The 12,471-nt window shown below is 61.2% G+C and carries 12 protein-coding genes and 1 pseudogene; 5 read left to right on the top strand and 8 right to left on the bottom strand.

From position 1 onward, the window contains the following. Positions 1-18: 18 nt before the first annotated feature. A complete protein-coding gene (locus D109_RS0100490) occupies positions 19-348 on the bottom strand; it encodes a DHCW motif cupin fold protein (RefSeq protein ID WP_026077681.1) in 330 nt (109 codons plus the stop codon). 141 nt (positions 349-489) lie between these two features. Between D109_RS0100490 and D109_RS0100485 the strand changes: the two genes are divergently transcribed. Further along, positions 490-978, top strand: coding sequence for an HIT family protein (locus D109_RS0100485; protein WP_017475135.1), 489 nt, complete (start codon positions 490-492; stop codon positions 976-978). A 180-nt stretch (positions 979-1,158) separates the two neighbouring features. Here the strand turns inward: D109_RS0100485 and D109_RS0100480 are convergent. The 6 genes and pseudogenes from D109_RS0100480 to D109_RS0100455 all read right to left on the bottom strand — a co-directional run. After that, positions 1,159-1,620, bottom strand: a pseudogene (locus D109_RS0100480) (GNAT family N-acetyltransferase); the annotation flags it as partial. Between the two features lie 17 nt (positions 1,621-1,637). Further along, complete coding sequence (locus D109_RS0100475; RefSeq protein WP_152416317.1) at positions 1,638-2,135, bottom strand: GNAT family N-acetyltransferase; 498 nt, start codon at positions 2,133-2,135, stop codon at positions 1,638-1,640. Between the two features lie 28 nt (positions 2,136-2,163). After that, positions 2,164-3,654: an aldehyde dehydrogenase gene (locus D109_RS0100470; protein WP_017475132.1), complete on the bottom strand. Its 1,491-nt coding sequence runs from the start codon at positions 3,652-3,654 to the stop codon at positions 2,164-2,166. 39 nt (positions 3,655-3,693) lie between these two features. Continuing rightward, a complete protein-coding gene (locus tag D109_RS0100465) occupies positions 3,694-5,073 on the bottom strand; it encodes an APC family permease (protein WP_017475131.1) in 1,380 nt (459 codons plus the stop codon). 119 nt (positions 5,074-5,192) lie between these two features. Continuing rightward, on the bottom strand, positions 5,193-6,575 hold the full coding sequence (locus tag D109_RS0100460) for an aspartate aminotransferase family protein (RefSeq protein WP_017475130.1): 1,383 nt from the start codon (positions 6,573-6,575) through the stop codon (positions 5,193-5,195). A 46-nt stretch (positions 6,576-6,621) separates the two neighbouring features. After that, positions 6,622-7,419 (bottom strand): helix-turn-helix transcriptional regulator, encoded by a 798-nt coding sequence (locus D109_RS0100455; protein ID WP_050555028.1) that lies wholly within the window; start codon positions 7,417-7,419, stop codon positions 6,622-6,624. Between the two features lie 195 nt (positions 7,420-7,614). Between D109_RS0100455 and D109_RS0100450 the strand changes: the two genes are divergently transcribed. The 4 genes from D109_RS0100450 to argE are packed head-to-tail and all read left to right on the top strand — an operon-like array spanning position 7,615 to position 11,210. Beyond that, a complete protein-coding gene (locus tag D109_RS0100450; RefSeq protein WP_371103559.1) occupies positions 7,615-8,946 on the top strand; it encodes a flavin-containing monooxygenase in 1,332 nt (443 codons plus the stop codon). Positions 8,947-8,969: 23 nt separating this feature from the next. Further along, positions 8,970-9,380 carry a RidA family protein gene (locus tag D109_RS0100445; RefSeq protein ID WP_026077677.1) on the top strand — a complete coding sequence of 137 codons (411 nt, stop codon included), beginning with the start codon at positions 8,970-8,972 and terminating at the stop codon, positions 9,378-9,380. Between the two features lie 10 nt (positions 9,381-9,390). Beyond that, entirely contained in the window at positions 9,391-10,068 is a 678-nt protein-coding gene (locus D109_RS0100440) for a DUF1028 domain-containing protein (protein ID WP_017475126.1), read from the top strand. Continuing rightward, positions 10,065-11,210, top strand: a complete 1,146-nt coding sequence (gene argE, locus D109_RS0100435; RefSeq protein ID WP_017475125.1) for an acetylornithine deacetylase — start codon at positions 10,065-10,067, stop codon at positions 11,208-11,210. The genes D109_RS0100440 and argE overlap by 4 nt, the downstream gene beginning before the upstream one ends. Before the next feature lie 117 nt (positions 11,211-11,327). On the opposite strand, the gene D109_RS0100430 is transcribed toward argE, so the two are convergent. Further along, positions 11,328-12,239, bottom strand: a complete 912-nt coding sequence (locus tag D109_RS0100430; protein WP_017475124.1) for a LysR substrate-binding domain-containing protein — start codon at positions 12,237-12,239, stop codon at positions 11,328-11,330. Positions 12,240-12,471: the final 232 nt, after the last annotated feature.

The following is a 12,471-nucleotide window of genomic DNA, read 5'->3' as shown; positions in this document are numbered from 1 at the left end:
TACTTCGTACTTAACGAGTCAATCAACGACAAACAACTTCGCCCCAATGGCGGTGGAGGAGCGATGCCCTTCCATGTCATTGCCCACCTGATAACTCATCCCGGCAGTCAGCGTGAACTGCCGGCCATCCTCCAGTTCGGTGTGCAGCTCACCTTCCAGGCACAGCAGGATATGCCCACGCCAACACCAGTGGTCGGCGAGATAACCGGCGCTGTATTCGACCATGCGCACGCGGGTTGAGCCGAACTGGCAGGTGCGCCAATACGCACTGCCGGTTTCGCCGGGGTGCATCACCGGTTCGAGGGTCGACCAGTCGGTGGTGCCAAAGGGGAGTGCGGTCAGGTCCATGGTTTTCTCGGCATTGAATACGTGTGAATGAACCGTACCGATAAGGTGAATGCCGCGATAGAGACAGATCCGCTGCATTTGCGGGATACAGGGCAACAACTCTTGGTATCCTGCCAACCCTCTTCGCATGGAAGCCCGTCGATGAAGATCGATCCATCCTTTGTTGTGCATGAGACCGAGCATTGGCTGCTCAATCATCACCTGTCGTCCACGCTGCCGGGCTACCTGATGCTGGGTGCCAAGGCGCCTATACACTCCCTGGCTGACATGCCCGATGCGGCGCTCGCGGAGCTGGGCGGGTTGCTGGCCAACATCCAGCGAGTGATGGAAGCGCAACTGAAACCCAAGTGGCTTTACATCAGCCGGTTCGGGCATATGCCGGGCTTCCCGCTGCACTTTCATTTCATACCGGTTTATGGATGGGTTGAAGCGCTGTTCTGGCAGGATGAGCGCTATCGGGTGTTGCAGAATTTCGGGACGCAGCAGAACGCTACCGACGGTGCGGAGCTGACGCTTTTTATCTGGCGGGAGTTTGGTGAGAGCCCTACGCCGCCGGTGGTTCAAGGCGCTTCGGTGAGCGAGGTGATCAGGTGTTTGCGTACGGAGTTCAATACCCAAGACGACACATGACCTGTGGCGAGGGAGCTTGCTCCCGCTGGGCTGCGCAGCAGCCCCAAGAAGGTCAGCGAGTTCTTTCAGTCAGATTGCGCTGGCTTTATTGGGGTCGCTTCGCGACCCAGCGGGAGCAAGCTCCCTCGCCACAGCAAGCGCGCTCACCACCGTTTTTTTTCCGTGGCAGCGCGAACGGCGCAGGTGTTTGCGCATAGGAATACAGGCCAACTGCAACCCCGACGGCGAATGATAGATGGCCTGCTCGGTCCCCACATACCCACACCGCCGATAAAAATCCGCCGCATTCAACGTCGCGTCCAGGATCACTTCTTCAATCCCCAACTCCCGCGCCAATGCCTCCAGATAAGCCAGCACCTGCTTGCCAATCCCGCGTCCGGTAAACCCTGGCAGCACAAACAGTGCACCGATTTCGTTGTTCGCCAAATCCAACATCCCTGTGGCCACAGGGTCACCGTCCACGTAGCCCAGGTAAAAAGGCTTGTCCATCAACGCGTCATAGCCGTCCTCAGCGGCGCCCCGGGTCCACACCATCATTTGCTCAGACGTATAGGCCCCAATGCATTGGCTGCGTATGGCCAACAGGCGAATGTCGAAAGCTATCTGAGCATCTTCCAGCGTGGCGCGTCGTATCTCGAGCATTTGTCCCTCCATGGACGTCAGGCGTTCTCGTCACCCGGTCGGGTAAACGAATAGCGGTCAATATCGGTCCTCAACTGCCAGCCCTGGGCCTGCCAATAGCGGGCAGCACTGTCATTGGTCTTGAACACATCCAGGTGGCATTTGCGGATGCCCAATTGCGCAAGGCTGGTGAGGCAGCGCTCTACCAGCGCGTTCGCAATTCCCTGGCGCCGATACTCAGGCAGCACCAGCACATGCTGCAAATAACCGCGCCGGCCATCGTGCCCACACATCACGCATCCACCCAGCACACCGTCGATCTCGGCCACAAAACTCATGCCGGGATTGCGCGCCAGGTAACGTTCGGTGGCCTCGCGGGAGTCGGCGTCGCGCAGGGAGATGCCAGGCGTGTTCTGCATCAGTTCAAGCACGGCGTCGTAGTCGGCAGCGCTCATTACGCGAAGAGTGACCATGGTGTTCAAAACCCTCTGAGTTCGCGTTGAGTTTGCCTGCACTTGTGCCGGTCGCGCACGCATAAATACACGACCGGCTGACAGCCTTGAGTTAACGCAACTGGAACCAGGTGGTTTTCAGCTGCGTGTACTTGTCAAAAGCGTGCAGCGAAAGATCACGCCCGAACCCGGATTGCTTGCCCCCACCGAACGGCACCGCCACATCCAGGGCGTCGATGGTGTTGACCGAAACCGTCCCGGCATTCAGGGCTCGGGCCACGCGGTGCGCGCGGTTAAGGTCATCACTCCATACCGACGCCGCCAGGCCGTAGACACTGTCATTGGCCTGCTGTATCACCTGCTCTTCCGTGTCGAAGGCGCTCACCGCAAGCACCGGGCCGAATACTTCATCACGAGAGAGGGCCATGTCTCTGGTCACACCGGCAAATATGGTTGGCTGGATAAAGTTGGAGGAGCCATTGATGCTCAACTGCTCGCCACCACACAACAGCCTGGCGCCCTCCTCTTGGGCCTGGCTGATGGCGTGCATGATGCGCGCGGTTTGCTGACTGTCGACGATTGCACCAGCTGCACTGCCAGGGTCCAGCGGATCACCCGGCATCCAGGCCCGCGACTTGGCGATCAGGCGCTCAACGAATTCGTCATGGATGGAGCGTTGCACGTAGAGACGGGAGTTGGCCGAGCACACTTCGCCCTGGTTGAAAAAGATGCCGAAGGCGGCCTTCTCCGCAGCAAGGTCCAGGTCCTGGCAGTCCTCAAACACCAGGTTCGGGCTCTTGCCGCCACACTCCAGCCACACTTGTTTCAGGTTGGACTGGGCGGAATACTGCATAAAATACTTGCCGACCTGAGTGGAGCCGGTGAACACCAGGCAATCCACGTCGGGGTGGAGCCCCAGGGCCTTGCCGGCACTTTCGCCGAGGCCGGGCACCACATTCAACACGCCTTCCGGGACACCCGCTTCCAGGGCAAGCTGGGCCAGGCGCAGGGCAGAAAACGGCGACTGCTCGGCGGGCTTCAAGACCACGCTGTTACCGGCCGCCAGCGCCGGTGCGAGTTTCCAGGCGGCCATATCCAGCGGGAAGTTCCACGGCACCACCGCCGCTATTACCCCCAATGCTTCGCGCGTGATGGTTGCCAACGCGTTATGCGCCGTAGGAGCCACTTGATCGTAGAGCTTGTCGAGGGCCTCGCCGTACCAGGCAAACACATTGGCGGCGCCGGGTACGTCAACGTTGTAGGCGTCCATCACCGGCTTGCCCATGTTCAGCGAATCGAGCAGCGCCAGTTCCTCGCGGTGGGTCATCAGCAACTCGGAGAGCCTGATCAAAATTTTCTTGCGCTCCACCGGCGGCATCCGCCGCCAAGGGCCAGTGTCGAAGGCCTGGCGTGCGCTGCGCACGGCCAGGTCGACTTCTGCGTCACCGCAGGCTGCAACCCGCGACAACAACTGCTGGGTGGCCGGGTTGATGGCATCGAAGGTCGCCCCGGATTCCGAACTCACTGAGCGGCCACCGATCAGGGCGGTGTTGATGAAGGTCTGGTGGGCAACACGCTGTTGCCAGTAGTTAAGGTCGAACACGTTGTACTCCCAATAAATGGCGATGGATAAACGAGGGGGTCACTCGGCGATCTGCAGTTCCGGCATCTTCACCCGCAGCCCCCGCGTGATGCCCAGCAGGCACAGAAGCCCCAGCCCCATCCAGCACAGGCCGATGGTGAACGACAGGCTGGAAAGGCTGCTCCATAGCCAGATCGTGCTGAGGAACCCCAGCGCCGGCACGACGGCGTACAGCAGGTAGTTCTTCCTGCCGCGTAACTTCTGGTCGACCAGGTAATGCTTGATCACCGCCAGATTCACCGCCGAGAACGCAAACAGCGCACCGAAGCTGATCATGTTGGCGACGGTATCCAGCGTGATGAACAACGCGATCAGCGAGAACAGGCTGACCAGCACGATGGCCGTGGCGGGCACGCGCTTTTTCGTCACCAGCTTGCCGAGCACGCGCGGCAGCGCGCCGTCACGCCCCATGGCGAACAACACCCGCGACACGCTGGCCTGGGAGACCATCGCCGAGGCGAAGCAACCGGCGACATAGGTTGCGGTAAAGGCGGTCACCAGCAGTTCGCCGCCCACCCGGCGCATCACATCCACCGAGGCGGAATCCGGGTCGACGAAGCTGTTCCATTCCGGGAACACCATTTGCGCGAAATACGAAACCAGCAGAAACAGCAGACCGCCGAACAGCGACACCACCATGATCGCCAACGGGATGGTGCGGCGTGGGTTGGGGGTTTCCTCCGCCATGGTCGACACCGCATCAAAGCCGAGAAAGGACAGGCACAACACCGCGGCGCCCGCCATGATCAACGGCGCGCTGAAGCCTTCATGGTGGAATGGTGCCAACAGCGACACCGGCGCGGACTGCCCGCTGAGGGTGTGCACCGATAACGCCACGAACACCACGATGAACACCAGTTGGGCGACGATGAGTATCCAGTTGACCCGGGTGATGGACTCGATGCCCACCAGGTTAAGCGCCGTCACCAGGGCAATCGAGCCAAGCACCCACACGGCGGTGGGCACCCCGGGGAAGTACTCGGACATGTAGATGCCGATCAGTAAATAGCTGAGCAATGGCAGGAAGATGTAGTCCAGCAACAGGGTCCACCCGGCGATGAAGCCGAAGTAGGCGCCAAACGCCTTACGGGTGTAGGAGTAGACCGAGCCCGAATAGGGATGCGCCTGGACCATGCGCCCATAGCTGTAGGCCGTCAGCAGCATGGCGGCGAGGGTCAGCATGTAGGCGGTCGGCAAGTGGCCCTTGGTCATTTGGGTCACCAGGCCATAGGTGGTAAACACCGCCAGCGGCACCATGTACGCCAGGCCGAACAGCACCAGTCCGATAAGACCCAGCGGCTGCCGAAAGCGGCGGGACGAAGCGGTTTTGGGTGGGGGTTGATGAGGGGGCGTCGCGGTCACGTTCGTTATTGTATTCATGGGTGACTCCTGGAAATGGGGATGCAGGGCGTCGCGGCATTCAAGGGTATCGATGCCGTTCAAGCGTTGCCTGATGGAGGTTGCGCGCCACCCCAACTTGGGGCGGCGCGCAGGTCACTTCAGAGTTTTCCCGCGATCCGTGCGGTGCGATCGACGGCGATGCGGGTCTTTTCAACCAGCTCGTCCAGTTCAGCGCGCGTGGCCACCAGTGCCGGTGCCATGATCATGCGGCCCAGGGTCGAGCGAATGATCACGCCCTCTTCGAAACCAAAGGTGCGGCATTGCCAGGCCAGGTCGTTTTCATTGTCGAAGCGTTTGCGCGTGGTCTTGTCTTCGGCGAACTGCAAGGCCGCAAGCAGGCCCGTGCCCTGGATCTCGCCGATCATCGGGTGATTGCCGAACACCTCGCGCAAGATTTTTTGCAGGTACGGCCCGGTGTCGTCCTTCACCTGGCGCACGATGCCTTCATCCCGTAGCGCCTTGAGGTTGGCCAGCGCCACCGCAGCTGCCACCGGGTGCCCGGAATAGGTCAGGCCGTGGGCGAACACGCCGCCGTGCTCCACCAGCGCATCGGCCATGCGCTTGCTTAGCACCAGGCCGCCCATCGGTAGGTAACCGGAGGTCAAGCCTTTGGCGATGGACAGGGTGTCCGGCTCAAAACCGAAGTGCTGATGGGCGAACCACTCGCCGGTACGGCCAAAGCCACCAATCACCTCATCGGCACACAGCAGCACATCGTATTGACGGCAAATGCGCTGGATCTCGGGCCAGTAGCTTTCAGGCGGGAAGATCATGCCACCCGCGCCCTGGAACGGCTCGGCGATAAACCCGGCGACGTTTTCGGCCCCCAGTTCGAGGATTTTTTCTTCCAACTGCAAGGCGCAGCGGCGGCCGAACTCGGCCGGCGTCAGCTCGCCGCCATGGGCGTACCAATAAGGTTCGTCAATGTGCGCAACGTCGGGAATCAGGCCGCCCATCTCGTGCATGAACTTCATGCCGCCCAGGGCAGACGCGGCCAGGGTGGAACCGTGATAGCCGTTCCAGCGACCGATCATGATTTTTTTCTGCGGCTGGCCGACCACCTGCCAGTAACGGCGCACGGTACGGATCAGCACTTCGTTGGCCTCGGAGCCGGAGTTGGTGTAGATCACGTGGCTGTAGTGGCCCGGCAACAGGCTGAAGAGCAACTCCGACAGCTCAATCACCGCCGGGTGGGTGGTGTGGAAGAACATGTTGTAGTACGCCAACTGGTCCATCTGCGTAGCAGCGGCAGCGGTCAAATCCCTGCGACCGTAACCCAGCTGGGTGCACCACAGGCCCGACATGCCGTCCAGGTAACGCTTGCCTTCGCTGTCCCACAGGTAGAGGCCCTCACCTCGCACCATCACCCGCGGGCCTTCGGCGTTCAGCGCTTTTTGATCGACAAAGGCATGGATGTGGTGAGCCGCATCCGACTTCTGGTAGTCCTCGGTCAGGCGGTTCAGTTGGGCGGGTACGTTCATGGTATTTCTCTCTTATTAGTAGTGACGCAAGGGCGAGCAACGCCGCTCAGCGGTGCTTGCTCATGTAACTTTCGAGGGGGTCTTTGCTCAGGACGCCCTGGGCTTCGGCCAACGAATCGATAAACAAGGCAAACAGTTCCGATTGCGCGCCGATATCGAGCTTGGTGTAGATGTGTTTGCGGTGGGACTTGATAGTGTCTTCCGAGACCTCGAGGCGCTCGGCCAACGAGCGGGTGGAATGCCCCCGCAGGATCAGTTGGGCGATCCGGCATTCGCGCTCGGTCAATATCGACGAGCCGAAGTTGTTCAACGCCGAGTGAATGCGCTGCTCCAGCAGGTTCTCGAAACGCGCACCGTGGGCATCCAGGCCTACGAAATGCTTGCCCAGCACGGCCAGCACCCATGGGGCGATGCGCTTGAATTGCTGGGTGATGGCGGCGTCGAGCTTTTGCGTAAAGGCCAGTGACACCGCCAGGCTCGAGCCGTTGCTCGACTGCAGGATGTAGTTCAGCTCATCTTCCAGGTGCGAGTGCCGGTAAAACGACTGGAAGTATTCGCTGAGTTCGAAGTGATCGGGGGCGACGTCGGCCAGGTCGTAACACCCGGAGCTGACGCCTTCCACGCAGGCCCCGTAAAACGGGTCGAGCAAATAAAACCCCGACAGGTACTGGCGCACATTGCCTTGTGGCAACCACGGCCCTTCCAGCTCGAACAACGCACTGGGCATGCCGCCACGCGGGTAGAAATACAGCGTGGTGGCCTGAATCGGATAGATACAGCCGAGGGCCTCGAACAGGATCGCGGCGAACCCCGATTGCCCGATGCTGTCGGTCACCCGGGCCATCTGTTCGAACCATTGCGCAGAAGAAAGCCGGTCGTTTTCCACTTCAAACACTCGCTGAAAGAACTGCCAGGATGGTCACACACCTGCCCCGTCGCCGAAATCACCCGATAGGGTGAGCCTGCATCCGATATTTATGCTCACTTCCCAGCTTAATAATATTTTATTAAAAACCGCCCTCCCCCTAGCCTTGAAGCCATGCCCAAGCTGAATCCAACTGCATTACGCAAGGACAGACACATGACTCAAGCAATAACAAAAATAGACACGCTGGTGGTGGGAGCCGGTCAGGCTGGCGTCGCCATGAGCGAGCACCTGAGCAAACAAGGCGTGCCGCACCTGGTGCTGGAGCGCAGCCGTATCGCCGAGCGCTGGCGCACCGGCCGTTGGGATTCGCTGGTCGCCAATGGCCCGGCCTGGCATGACCGTTTTCCGGGCCTGGCCTTCGATAACGTCGCCCCCGATGGCTTTGCGCCGAAAGAGCGCGTGGCGGACTACTTCGAAGCCTATGCACGCAAGTTCAATGCACCGATTCGCACCGGCGTGGACGTGACCTCCGTGGTGCGCAATGTCGGTCGTCCAGGCTTTACCATCCACACCAGCGAAGGCGTGATCGAAGCCAACCGTGTGGTGGCGGCCACCGGGCCGTTCCAGAAGCCGGTGATTCCGGCGATTGCGCCGCAAGGCACCGCGCTGCACCAGATCCACTCCGCCGACTACCGCAACCCTGCACAATTGTCGGCTGGCGCGGTGCTGGTGGTCGGGGCAGGTTCATCCGGGGTGCAGATCGCCGATGAACTGCAACGCTCCGGGCGCCAGGTGTATCTGTCGGTCGGTGCCCACGACCGCCCACCGCGCGCCTATCGCAACCGCGATTTCTGCTGGTGGCTGGGGGTGCTGGGCGAGTGGGACCAGGCCGCGATGAAACCCGGCCGCGAGCATGTGACCATCGCGGTCAGCGGCGCCCACGGCGGCAAGACCATCGACTTCCGCGAGCTGGCCCAGCAAGGCATGACCCTGGTCGGCCTGACCCAATCCTTCGACGGCAGCGTCGCCCGCTTCCAACCCAACCTGGTGGAAAACCTCGCCCGCGGTGACGAGAACTACCTGGCCCTGCTGGATGCGGCGGATGCCTACATCGAACGCAACGGCCTGGACCTGCCGCCAGAGCCCGAAGCACGCCGCGTGTTTCCCGATGCCGCGTGCATCAAGCAGCCGATTCTGGAACTGGACCTGGCCAAGGCCGGCATCACGTCAATCATCTGGGCCACCGGTTTTGCCGTGGATTACAGCTGGCTGAAGGTCGATGCATTTGACGCCGCCGGCAAGCCGCAGCACCAGCGCGGCGTGGCCAGCGAGTCGGGCATCTACTTCCTCGGTTTGCCATGGCAGTCGCGCCGGGGCTCGTCGTTTATCTGGGGCGTGTGGCATGACGCCAAGTACGTGGCCGACCATATCGCCATCCAGCGTCAATACCTTGAATACCGCGAACCCGCACCGGTTGTTCACACCTCACCTGTCAGCGCCTGATCACTTTTTTCTGGAGTTTTTTGATGCCTACTCACACTCGCATCCGCATGTTCAACACCAAGGAAACCTACCCCAACCAGAGCCTGGACAACGACCTGTGCCAGGCCGTACGCGCCGGCAACACGGTGTATGTACGGGGCCAGGTGGGCACCGATTTCGACGGCAAGCTGGTGGGCCTCGGCGACCCGCGCGCCCAGGCCGAGCAGGCCATGCGTAACGTCAAGCAACTGCTGGAAGAAGCCGGCAGCGACCTGAGCCACATCGTCAAGACCACCACCTACCTGATCGACCCGCGCTACCGCGAGCCGGTGTACCAGGAAGTCGGCAAGTGGCTCAAGGGCGTGTTCCCGATCTCCACCGGGCTGGTGGTTTCGGCCCTGGGTCAGCCGCAGTGGTTGATGGAAATTGATGTGATCGCCGTCATCCCCGAATAAGGAGTCGCCCATGACCTTTTCAATCGTCGCCCGCTGCGTGGAAACCGGCCAGATGGGCATTGCCATCAGCTCATCGAGCATCGCCGTGGGTGCCCGCTGCCCATGGTTGCGGCCCGGTGTGGGTGCGGTCTCGACCCAGAACATCACCCTGCCGGCCCTCGGCCCGGATGTACTCGACCTGCTGGAGCAAGGCCTGGCCCCTGCCGACGCGGTGGACAAGGCGCTCACCCGCAACGGCTACAGCCAATACCGGCAACTGACGGCGATTGATCACCTGGGGCGCACCGTGCATTTCAGCGGCAGCGAAACCCTCGGCACCCATAACGCGGTGTCGGGTGAACAGTGCGTCGCGGCCGGCAATATGCTCGCCGACCGCTCGGTGATCCAGGCCATGGTCACCGCATTTGAACAGGGCGAAGGCCAACTCACCGATCGCCTGCTGGCCGCGATGCACGCAGCCATCGCCGCCGGTGGCGAAGCCGGCCCGGTGCATTCGGCAGCCGTGGTAGTGGTGGGTGAACTGACCTGGCCGATCATCAACCTGCGGGTGGATTGGGCAGATGAGAATCCGATTGGCGAACTGCAAAAATTGTGGGACGCCTACCGCCCGCAGGTGCAGGACTACATCGACCGCGCGCTGGCCCCGGACCGCTCACCGGGCTACGGCGTGGCTGGAGACGACCGATGAGCACCAGCCGCGAATTGCTGCAGACACTGGTGGGGTTTGATACCACCAGCCGCGAATCCAACCTGAAGCTGATCGAGTTCGTGCGCGATTATCTGGCAGGGTTCGGCGTGTCCTGCGAATTGATCTACAACGATGCGCGCAGTAAGGCCAATCTGTTCGCAACCATTGGCCCGGCGCAGTTGCCCGGGATTGTGCTGTCGGGGCACACCGACGTGGTGCCGGTGGATGGCCAGCCGTGGACGTTGCCGCCGTTTGAGTTGACCGAGCGCGACGGCAACCTGTTTGGCCGGGGCACGGCGGACATGAAGGGCTACATCGCCTGCGTGCTGGCGCTGGTGCCGTCGCTGGTGAACGCAGACCTGCGGATGCCGGTGCATATCGCGTTGTCCTATGACGAGGAGGTCGGCTGCCTTGGGGTGCGTTCGCTGCTCAAGGTGCTGGAGCAATGGTCGGTGAAACCGCTGCTGTGCATTATCGGCGAACCTACCGAGTTGACGCCGGTACTGGGCCATAAAGGCAAGCTCGCCATGCGCTGCGAAGTGCATGGCGAGGCGTGCCATTCGGCGTATGCGCCTCAGGGTGTGAATGCGATCGAGTATGCGGCGGAGTTGATTGGTGAGCTGGGGCGGATTGGCCAGCGCCTCAAGGTGCATCAGGACGAGCGCTTTGACCCGCCGTTCAGCACCGTGCAAACCGGGGTGATTTCCGGGGGCAAGGCGCTGAATATCGTCCCGGCGGATTGCCGCTTCGACTTTGAAGTGCGCGCCCTGCCGTCGATGGACCCGGGGGAAGTGGCCGAGGAGCTGCAAACCTATGCGATGCAGCAGGTGTTGCCGCGCATGCAGGCGGTGAGCCGGCAGAGTGCGATTCGCTTCAGTGAGTTGTCGGCGTATCCAGGGTTGGCCACCGATCAGCGCAGCCAGGCGGCGGAGCTGATTGCGGCGTTTTGCGGCTCGCGGGAATTTGGCACCGTGGCGTTCGGGACCGAGGGTGGGTTGTTTGATGCGGCGGGCATTCCGACGGTGGTGTGCGGGCCTGGGAGCATGGACCAGGGGCATAAGCCGGATGAGTTTGTGAGCGTTGCGCAACTGAAAGGTTGCGATGCCATGTTGTTGCGCATGCTCGACTCGATTCGCGCCTGAAACGCGGGCCAAATGTGGGAGCGGGCTTGCTCGCGAAAGCGGTGTGGCAGTCACCCGATGTATTGACTGATCCATCGCTTTCGCGAGCAAGCCCGCTCCCACATTTTAGTTCTGTGTCTAACTCAATAACTGAGCCAGCTCTTCCCGGCAATACTCCACAAACAACTGCACCGGCTTGGTCAACGGCGCCCGCCGCAACCACACCGCCGACAGCCCCGACCCCGTCACCGTCTCCGCCAACGGCACACACACCAGTTTCTGCCCGTCATAGGAGTACGGCGAAAACGGCTTGGTCACCAGAATCGAAAAGCCAAACCCGCGCCCCACCATCCCGCGCACCATCTCGATCGACGGCGAACTGAAGACAATATTCGGCGTCAGCCCACGTTCCTCAAAGATGCTCACGAAGTACGTCCGGCTCGGCAGCACATCCAGCAGAATCATCGGCTCCAGCACTAAATCCGCCAGCGACACCTTGGCCTGTTGTGCAAACCGGTGATCCGCCGGCAACAACGCATAGGGCTGCTGCGGCGGCATCAACGGTGTGGTCTCGATGGCGCTGCCCAGGTCATGCTCAAACAGCATCGCCACGTCGATACTGCCGGCAGTCAGCGCCTGCACCAGCTCCTGCTGCTCACCGTCCCGCAGGCGGATTTCAACCCCCGGCCAGCGTTGCTTGAAGCCCGCAATCAAACGCGGCAAATACAGCGGCGCCACCGTCTCGAAGCACCCGATATCGATCTGCCCGGCCACCACGTCGTTGTCTGCCAGGGCGTTCTGCTCAAATTCATGGGCGACCCGCAGCAGCTCCAGGGCCTTGCGGTAAAACCTTGCACCGCTCGGCGTCAGCGACACCCCTTGGGCGTGATGGCGGATAAACAGCTGCACGCCAAAGCTGTCTTCCAACTGCTTGATGGCGGTCGACACCGAGGGTTGCGCGATATAGAGCTTGCGCGAGGCCTCTGCCACGCTGCCACACTCGGCGGTGGTTACAAAATATTTGAGCTGGCGCAGGTTATAGGCAGCCATCGGGACCTCCAGAAACGTGGGAATTCGCCCCAAACAAGTGCAAGAAAAAACCGCTTTTTTTGACGATTCAAGTCCATGCAACATACCGGAGCGAAAAACACCGCGAGATATTATTTTTAAGGTCTATAGCAACAAACTTACTAATTTACCTACCCGTGACCATTGCACATGATCACTCCAACAACAAAAGCGACGCACACGCGCCGCCCAGCGAAGTACGTCAACGTACTCA

The sequence above is a fragment of the Pseudomonas sp. PAMC 26793 genome (assembly GCF_000313235.1).
GTDB classification, from domain to species: Bacteria; Pseudomonadota; Gammaproteobacteria; order Pseudomonadales; family Pseudomonadaceae; genus Aquipseudomonas; species Aquipseudomonas yamanorum.
The sequence above is the reverse complement of the archived record's forward strand: the minus strand, read 5'-3'. Positions and strand labels throughout refer to the sequence as shown.

Excerpts from the sequence above, each read along its gene's own strand:
- D109_RS0100430 (WP_017475124.1), bottom strand. The coding sequence starts at position 12,239 with ATGGCTGCCTATAACCTGCGCCAGCTCAAATATTTTGTAACCACCGCC.
- D109_RS0100450 (WP_371103559.1), top strand. The coding sequence starts at position 7,615 with ATGCCCAAGCTGAATCCAACTGCATTACGCAAGGACAGACACATGACT.
- D109_RS0100490 (WP_026077681.1), bottom strand. The coding sequence starts at position 348 with ATGGACCTGACCGCACTCCCCTTTGGCACCACCGACTGGTCGACCCTC.
- D109_RS0100465 (WP_017475131.1), bottom strand. The coding sequence starts at position 5,073 with ATGAATACAATAACGAACGTGACCGCGACGCCCCCTCATCAACCCCCA.
- D109_RS0100460 (WP_017475130.1), bottom strand. The coding sequence starts at position 6,575 with ATGAACGTACCCGCCCAACTGAACCGCCTGACCGAGGACTACCAGAAG.
- D109_RS0100440 (WP_017475126.1), top strand. The coding sequence starts at position 9,391 with ATGACCTTTTCAATCGTCGCCCGCTGCGTGGAAACCGGCCAGATGGGC.
- D109_RS0100485 (WP_017475135.1), top strand. The coding sequence starts at position 490 with ATGAAGATCGATCCATCCTTTGTTGTGCATGAGACCGAGCATTGGCTG.
- D109_RS0100455 (WP_050555028.1), bottom strand. The coding sequence starts at position 7,419 with ATGGCCCGGGTGACCGACAGCATCGGGCAATCGGGGTTCGCCGCGATC.
- D109_RS0100475 (WP_152416317.1), bottom strand. The coding sequence starts at position 2,135 with ATGCGTGCGCGACCGGCACAAGTGCAGGCAAACTCAACGCGAACTCAG.
- D109_RS0100445 (WP_026077677.1), top strand. The coding sequence starts at position 8,970 with ATGCCTACTCACACTCGCATCCGCATGTTCAACACCAAGGAAACCTAC.
- argE (WP_017475125.1), top strand. The coding sequence starts at position 10,065 with ATGAGCACCAGCCGCGAATTGCTGCAGACACTGGTGGGGTTTGATACC.